The sequence below is a fragment of the Streptomyces sp. NPDC003077 genome, assembly GCF_040611095.1.
Classification (GTDB): Bacteria; Actinomycetota; Actinomycetes; order Streptomycetales; family Streptomycetaceae; genus Streptomyces.
The window spans coordinates 1-7,338 of sequence record NZ_JBEXNM010000090.1; the positions used below are offsets into that span (position 1 = coordinate 1).

The window sequence follows — 7,338 nt, forward strand, 5'->3', positions numbered from 1 at the left end:
CCCCGGCCCGAAGGCCGGGGGCGCCCCGTCAGCACCTCCGCGGGACCGGACCACCGGCCCCGCGCCGGGTCAGCTGTGCGTCCGCAGCAGCGTGCGCATCGTCCGCATGGCCACCGAGAGGTTCGCCAGGTCGAAGCCCTCCGAGCCGTGGATCTCCTCCAGGGTGGCGCGGGCCCGGCTCAGGATGGCGGCGTTCTTCTCCTCCCAGGCCTTGAACCGCTCCTCGGGCGTCGAGCTGCCGTTGCCGACGGACAGGACGTCCGAGGTCAGCGCGGCGTGCGCGGCGAAGAGGTCCTCGCGGATGGAGGCGCGGGCCATGGACTGCCAGCGGTCGTTGCGCGGCAGGTCCAGGATGCGGTCCAGGAGCTGGTTGATCCGCAGCCGGTCGCCCAGGTCGTAGTAGACCTCGGCGACGGCCAGCGGCTCCTTGCCGGTGCGGTCCGCGATGGCGACGATGTCCAGCGCCGGGAAGACGGACGAGAACCCGGCCACCCGGACGGCCAGCTCCTCCGGCACGCCCGCGTCGGTGAGCTCGCGCAGGTTGGCCTCGTACCACTCCAGGTCGCTGCCGCGCAGCAGCCCGGGCAGCTCGGCCCAGACCCCGGCGACCCGCTCGCTGAAGAAGTCGATGGTCGCGGAGAGCTCCAGCGGCTGCGGGCGGTTGTTGAGCAGCCAGCGGGTGCCACGCTCGACCAGCCGGCGGGAGTGCAGCCGGATACGGGTCTGGACGTCGGCGGCGACGAGGTTGTCCAGCGCCTCCACGTCGTCCCAGACCCGGCCGAGCTTGAAGATCGCGCGGGCGGCGGTGTGCGCGCGCACGACCTCTTCGAGCGAGGCGCCGGTCTCCTCCCGCATCCGGTGCAGGAAGCTGGTCCCGCCGGTGTTGACGGTGTCGTTGACCAGCACCGTCGTGATGATCTCGCGGCGCAGCGCGTGCGCGTCGATCTGCTCGGCGAACTTCTCGCGCAGCGCGGTGGGGAAGTACGCGTGCAGCAGGTGCTGGAGGTAGGGGTCGTCCGGCAGGCCGGTGCGGATCAGCTCGTCGGCCACCGTGATCTTCGTGTACGCGAGGAGGACGGCGGTCTCGGGCTGGGTCAGGCCGCGCCCGGCGTTCAGCCGCTCGCGGATCTGCCGGTCGGTGGGCAGGAACTCCAGCGCCCGGTCCAGGTGGCCGTCGCGCACCAGACGGCGCATGAACCGCTGCTGGGCGTGGAGCATGCTCGCGGACTGGGCGCCGGCCAGCGCCAGGGCGGTGTTCTGCGCGTAGTTGTTGCGCAGCACCAGGGCGCCGACCTCGTCGGTCATGGCGGCCAGCAGCTGGTTGCGCTGCTTGAGCGTCAGGTCGCCGTCGGTGACCACGGCGTTCAGCAGGATCTTGATGTTCACCTCGTGGTCGGAGGTGTCCACGCCGGCGCTGTTGTCGATGGCGTCGGTGTTGATCTTGCCGCCGGACGCGGCGAACTCGATCCGGCCGAGCTGGGTCAGGCCCAGGTTGCCGCCCTCGCCGACGACCTTGACGCGCAGGTCGTCGCCGTTGACCCGGATGGCGTCGTTGGACTTGTCGCCCACGTCCGCGTGCGACTCGGCCGAGGACTTCACGTACGTGCCGATGCCGCCGTTCCACAGCAGGTCCACCGGCGCCTTGAGGATGGCCTGCATCAGCTCGGCGGGCGTCATCTTCTTGACGCCGTCCTCGATGCCGAGGGCCGCCCGCACCTGCGCGTTCAGCGGGATGGACTTGGCCGTGCGGGGGTGCACGCCGCCGCCCTGGGAGAGCAGCTCGGGGTTGTAGTCGGCCCAGGAGGAGCGGGGCAGCTCGAACAGGCGGCGGCGCTCGGCGTAGGAGACGGCCGCGTCCGGGTTCGGGTCCAGGAAGATGTGCCGGTGGTCGAAGGCGGCGACCAGGCGGATGTGCTCGCTGAGCAGCATGCCGTTGCCGAAGACGTCACCGGACATGTCACCGACACCCACGACGGTGAAGTCCTCGGTCTGCGTGTTGACGCCCAGCTCGCGGAAGTGCCGCTTGACCGACTCCCAGGCGCCGCGGGCGGTGATGCCCATGCCCTTGTGGTCGTAGCCCGCCGAACCGCCGGACGCGAACGCGTCACCGAGCCAGAAGCCGTAGGACTCGGCCACCTCGTTGGCGATGTCGGAGAACGTCGCGGTGCCCTTGTCGGCCGCGACGACCAGGTAGGTGTCGTCCTCGTCGTGCCGGACGACGCCCTTGGGGTGCACGACCTCGCCGCCGACGAGGTTGTCGGTGATGTCCAGCAGGCCGGAGATGAAGGTCTTGTAGCAGGCGATGCCCTCGGCCAGCCACGCGTCCCGGTCCACCGCCGGGTCCGGCAGCCGCTTGCCGACGAACCCGCCCTTCGCGCCCACCGGCACGATCACGGTGTTCTTGACCATCTGCGCCTTGACCAGGCCCAGGACCTCCGTACGGAAGTCCTCCCGCCGGTCCGACCAGCGCAGACCACCGCGCGCGACCTTGCCGAACCGCAGGTGCACGCCCTCCACGCGCGGCGAGTACACCCAGATCTCGTACGCCGGGCGCGGCGCGGGGAGGTCGGGGATGGCCTGCGGGTCGAGCTTGATGGAGAGGTAGGAGTGCGGCGCCCCGTCCTCGCCGTCCTGGCCGTCCACGCCGCTTCCGGCGGTGGCCCCTTGGAAGTGGTTCGTCCGCAGCGTCGCCTTGATGACGGTGAGGAAGGACCGCAGGATGCGGTCCTCGTCCAGGGAGGCGACCTTGTCCAGCGCGCCGTCCAGCTCCTCCAGCAGCCCGTCGGTCAGCTCGTTTCCGGCCCGCTGCCGCTCGGGGGACAGCCGCGCCTCGAAGAGGCTGACGAGCAGCCGCGTGGTGTGGACGTTGTGGGCGAGGGTGTCCTCCATGTACGTCTGGCTGAACGTGGAGCCGGCCTGCCGCAGGTACTTGGCATACGCCCGCAGCACCATGACCTGGCGCCAGTTCAGCCCGGCGCGCAGCACGAGCTGGTTGAAGTTGTCGCTCTCGGCGCGGCCGGTCCACACGGCGGTGAACGCGTCCTGGAACCGCTCGCGGGCGTCGTCGCCGTTCATCCGCTCGGGCATGCGCAGCCCGAAGTCGTAGATCCAGGCCACCGTCGCGTCGGTGCACCGCAGCTCGTGGGGGCGCTCGTCGACGACCTCCACGCCCAGGCGGTTGAGCACCGGCAGCACCTTGGACAGGGAGACCGGCTCGCCCCGGCGGTAGATCTTGAAGCGGCGCTCGAACGGCCCCGCGCCCACCGGCTCGTACAGGCTCACCGCGAAGTCCCGCGCGTCCGTGCCGGTCAGCTGCTCCAGGTGCTGGAGGTCGGCGACCGCGGTGCGCGGCGGGTTGTCGGCCTTGTAGCCCTCGGGGAAGGCGTGGTTGTAGCGGCGCAGCAGCTCGGCCGCCTTCTCCTCGCCGACCTCGGCGGTCAGCGCCTCGGCGAACCCGTCCGCCCAGGAGCGCGCGGCCTCCACCAGGCGCGCCTCGATGCGGTCGGCGTCCGCGTCGGTCAGGTCCGGCAGCGTGGCGCCGGGCTTGACGCGGACGACGAAGTGCAGCCGCGAGAGGACCGACTCGGTGTTCCAGGCGGTGAAGTCGACGCTGATGCCGCCGAGCTCCTCCTTCAGGATCTCGATCAGCCGCAGCCGGACGTTGGTGGTGTAGCGGTCGCGCGGCAGGTAGACCAGCGCGGAGTAGTAGCGGCCGTACTCGTCCTGCCGCAGGTACAGCCGCAGCCGGCGGCGCTCCTGGAGGTAGAGGACGCTGGTGACGATGGACCGCAGCCGGTCCACCGGCGTCTGGAACAGCTCGTCGCGCGGGTAGGTCTCCAGGATCTGGAGCAGGTCCCGCCCGTCGTGGCTGTTGGGCGTGAACCCGGCGCTCTCCAGCACCTCGGCGACCTTGCGGCGGATGACCGGGACGCGGCGCACCGACTCGGTGTACGCGGCCGAGGAGAACAGGCCCAGGAAGCGGCGCTCGCCGACGACGTTGCCCTGCTCGTCGAACTTCTTCACCCCGACGTAGTCCAGGTAGGACGGCCGGTGGACGGTCGAGCGGCTGTTGGCCTTCGTCAGGATGAGCAGCTTGTGCTCGCGGGCCTTGGCGCGGGCGTCCTTGGGGAGCCGGTTGAAGGACGGCGAGACGGGGTGGCCGTCGTCGGTGTCGCGGTGCGAGGGGTCCGAGCGCAGGATGCCCAGCCCCGTGCCGGGCACCGCGCGCAGCACGTCCTCGGGCGCGCCGTCCTCGCCGGGCGCGGAGGACAGCTCGTACTCGCGGTAGCCGAGGAAGGTGAAGTGGTCGGCGGCCAGCCAGCGCAGCAGCTCCCGGGCCTCCTCGACCTCGCGGTCCCGCACGTCGTCGGCGGTCGGCTCGGTGGGCAGCTCGTCGGCGATGCGCAGCGCGGACTCGCGCATCTTCTCCCAGTCCTCGACGGCCTCGCGGACGTCGGAGAGGATGCGCAGCAGGTCGGCGGTGATCTGCTTGAGGTCCGCGCGGTCGGTCTCGCGGTCGATCTCGACGTGGATCCAGGACTCGACGAGCGCGTCGTGCGGCAGCTCCCGCTCCGCGCCCGCGCCGGCCCCGCCGCGCTGCCCGCCGGCCTCCAGCACCTCGATCAGCTTGCCGGTCAGGTCGCGGCGCACCACGACCTGCGGGTGGATGACGGCGTGGATGCCGCGGCCCTGGCGGGACAGCTCGTTGGTGACCGAGTCGACCAGGAAGGGCATGTCGTCGGTGACGACCTCGACGACGGAGTGGCTGCACGTCCAGCCGTTCTCCTCGACGGTCGGGGTGTGCACCCGCACGTTGGCGGTGCCCTGTGGTCGGTTCTCTGCCAGACGGTAATGGGAGAGGGCGGCACCGAAGACGTCCACCGGGTCCCGGTCCGTCAGGTCCTCGGGTGCCGTGTGCAGGTAGTACCGCTGGAGGTATCCCAGGAGCGTGTCCGGGTCCAGTCCCTCGGCGGGGGACTGCCCCCCGGCCGGGCCGCTCTCAGCGACCCGGGCGGCCCTCGCGAGCAGCTCGGTCTTGGCTTCGTCCAGCTTGGTCTGCATGTCCTCTGGCTCCTGTCGCGCGCCGTTGCGTGACGTCGTGGATGAGATCCGTGAAAACGGCACGACCCCGACTGGACACGTGAGGACTCCTCCGGCGCAGCGAAAGGGAGTTTCCGGTCGTTGTCGGCGCCGTGCCGCGGTGAGAGACGGCCGAACCTCGGCGCGGGTACGGCGACGGGGCCGGTACGCGGGTTCGGCGGCGAAGACCAGCGTCCGCCCGGTCACCAAGGTGTCCCGGGCGCGTGGCAGGGGCCTCGGCGCCCCCGCGGACTATCGCGCTGATCACGGTGTAAGGCTATCGCTCCTGACGTGGGTGTCGTCATGGGCGGAGTGTGGACAAAACCTCACTCCCAAGTTCGGCGAATCGGACAGAGAGGGGTTGCGCAAAATCGTTCGACCGTCCTCACGGCGCCGCCGGGGTCTTGGCAAGCGCGGCCAACCGGAGCAGGTTGAGCGTACGAACCGGATGGCGCTGAACCGCACCGGCGAGCGGTGCGCACACCGCGCGGAGGTGGATGACATGGCAGCCAAGATCCTGATCCTGACGGGCGACGCGGCGGAATCCCTGGAGGTTCTCTACCCATATCAGCGGCTGCGCGAAGAGGGGTACGACGTCCACATCGCCGCCCCCACCCGCAAGACGCTGCGTTTCGTCGTCCACGACTTCGAACACGGCTTCGACACCTACACCGAGAAGCCCGGCTACACCTGGCCCGCCGACCTGGCCTTCTCCGAGGTGGACCCCGGCCAGTACGCGGCCCTGGTGCTCCCCGGCGGACGCGCGCCGGAGTACCTGCGCAACGACCCCGAACTCCGCAAAGTCCTCAAAGCCTTCTTCGACGCCGACAAACCCGTCGCCCAGATCTGTCACGGCCCCCTGCTCACCGCCTCGATCGGCGCCCTCAACGGCCGGCGGCTCACCGCGTACCCGGCCCTCGAACCCGACATGCAGGCCGCCGGCGCCAGCTTCCGCGACGCCGAGGTCGTCGTCGACGGCACCCTCGTCTCCTCCCGCGCCTGGCCGGACCACTCCGGCTGGATGCGCGAATTCATCAAGGTGCTGCGGGCGAAGGTGCCGTTGGGGTGAGGCGGGGCGGACGGGGGCCGGGCCGAGGGCGAGGGCGGCGGGTGCCTGGGGCCCGGGAGCCGGGGCGCGGGGAGCCTCGGGCGGGCCGCCGGGCCCGTCACCGGAGCCGACGGGACACCTGGCCGCGAGGAGCTTCGGGCGGGCCGGCCGCCGGAGCCGTCACCGGGCGCAGGTGTCACCCGTGAACGACACCGGGCGCAGGTGTCGCCCGTGAACGACGCCGGGCGCGTCCCGTGCCCGGCCGCCTGCTCCCCCTCCTAGGCGGCTATCCGCCCGGCGGTCTCCACCGCCTCCGCGAGGGTGTCCACGACCGGCACCCCGGCGGCCTCCAGGCTCGCCCGGCTGTGCGACCCGCCCGTGTAGAGCACGGCGTGCGCGCCCGCCTCGCGCGCCGCAACCGCGTCGTCCACGGCGTCCCCGATCACGACCGTGCGCCCCGGATCCACGCCCTCAAGCGCCGCGAGGTGGCGCACCATGTGCGCGCTCTTGCCTCCCCCGGACGGCCCCGTCCGCCCGTCCACCCGTATGAAGCGCGACTCGATCCCGAACCCGCGCACCAGAGGTACCAGCTCCTCGTGCCCGAACAGGCTCAGGATCGACTGGCTGTGCCCGGCCGTCTGCCAGGTCTCCAGGAGCCGCTCGACGCCGTGCGCCAGGCCGCAGGCCGCCCGCCGCTCCGTGTAGTGGCGGTGGAAGGCCGCGTCCATGACCAGCCACTCCGCGTCCGACGGCAGCCGCCCCAGCAGCCGCTCGTAGAACCGCGGGACCGGGACGCAGTACAGCTCCCGGTAGGTGTCCAAGGTGATCGGCGCCATGCCGAGCTCGGCGAAGGCCGCGTTCGTCGCCCCGATGACGGCGTCGATGTCGTGGAAGAGCGTGCCGTTCCAGTCCCAGACGATGTGCGTCGCTTGCTGCGTCCCCATGCCGACAACCTACCCACGACCACTGACAGACCGGTCACGAAGCGGGATGGCGGAGGCGGGAGGCACCGATGGGACCGGGCACCACGGCTGCGGGGTCGGCACGTCACTCCGCCCGACCGACCACTGACAGCCCCGTCACGCAGCAGGACGACGGAGGCGGGGGGCGCCGATGGGGCCGTGCGCCACGGCTGCGGGGAACGGCACGCCACTCCACCCCACCGACCACTGACAGCCCCGTCACGAAGCGGGACGACGGAGGCGAGGGGC

The 7,338-nt window shown here is 71.6% G+C and carries 3 protein-coding genes; 1 reads left to right on the forward strand and 2 read right to left on the reverse strand.

Going from position 1 to position 7,338, the window contains the following annotated elements; all coding sequences use genetic code 11:
• Window positions 1-69: 69 nt before the first annotated feature.
• The gene (locus ABZX96_RS34695; protein WP_355552445.1) at window positions 70-5,061 is read right to left on the reverse strand and encodes an NAD-glutamate dehydrogenase; all 4,992 of its coding nucleotides are present in this window, start codon (window positions 5,059-5,061) and stop codon (window positions 70-72) included.
• A gap of 520 nt (window positions 5,062-5,581) precedes the next feature.
• Here ABZX96_RS34695 and ABZX96_RS34700 point away from each other — a divergent pair.
• Window positions 5,582-6,148 (forward strand): DJ-1/PfpI family protein, encoded by a 567-nt coding sequence (locus ABZX96_RS34700; RefSeq protein ID WP_355552448.1) that lies wholly within the window; start codon window positions 5,582-5,584, stop codon window positions 6,146-6,148.
• Window positions 6,149-6,405: 257 nt separating this feature from the next.
• Here ABZX96_RS34700 and ABZX96_RS34705 read toward each other — a convergent pair whose 3' ends face one another.
• Window positions 6,406-7,071, reverse strand: a complete 666-nt coding sequence (locus ABZX96_RS34705; RefSeq protein WP_355552451.1) for an HAD family hydrolase — start codon at window positions 7,069-7,071, stop codon at window positions 6,406-6,408.
• Window positions 7,072-7,338 lie beyond the last annotated feature (267 nt).

Excerpts from the sequence above, each read along its gene's own strand:
- ABZX96_RS34695 (WP_355552445.1), bottom strand. The coding sequence starts at position 5,061 with ATGCAGACCAAGCTGGACGAAGCCAAGACCGAGCTGCTCGCGAGGGCC.
- ABZX96_RS34700 (WP_355552448.1), top strand. The coding sequence starts at position 5,582 with ATGGCAGCCAAGATCCTGATCCTGACGGGCGACGCGGCGGAATCCCTG.
- ABZX96_RS34705 (WP_355552451.1), bottom strand. The coding sequence starts at position 7,071 with ATGGGGACGCAGCAAGCGACGCACATCGTCTGGGACTGGAACGGCACG.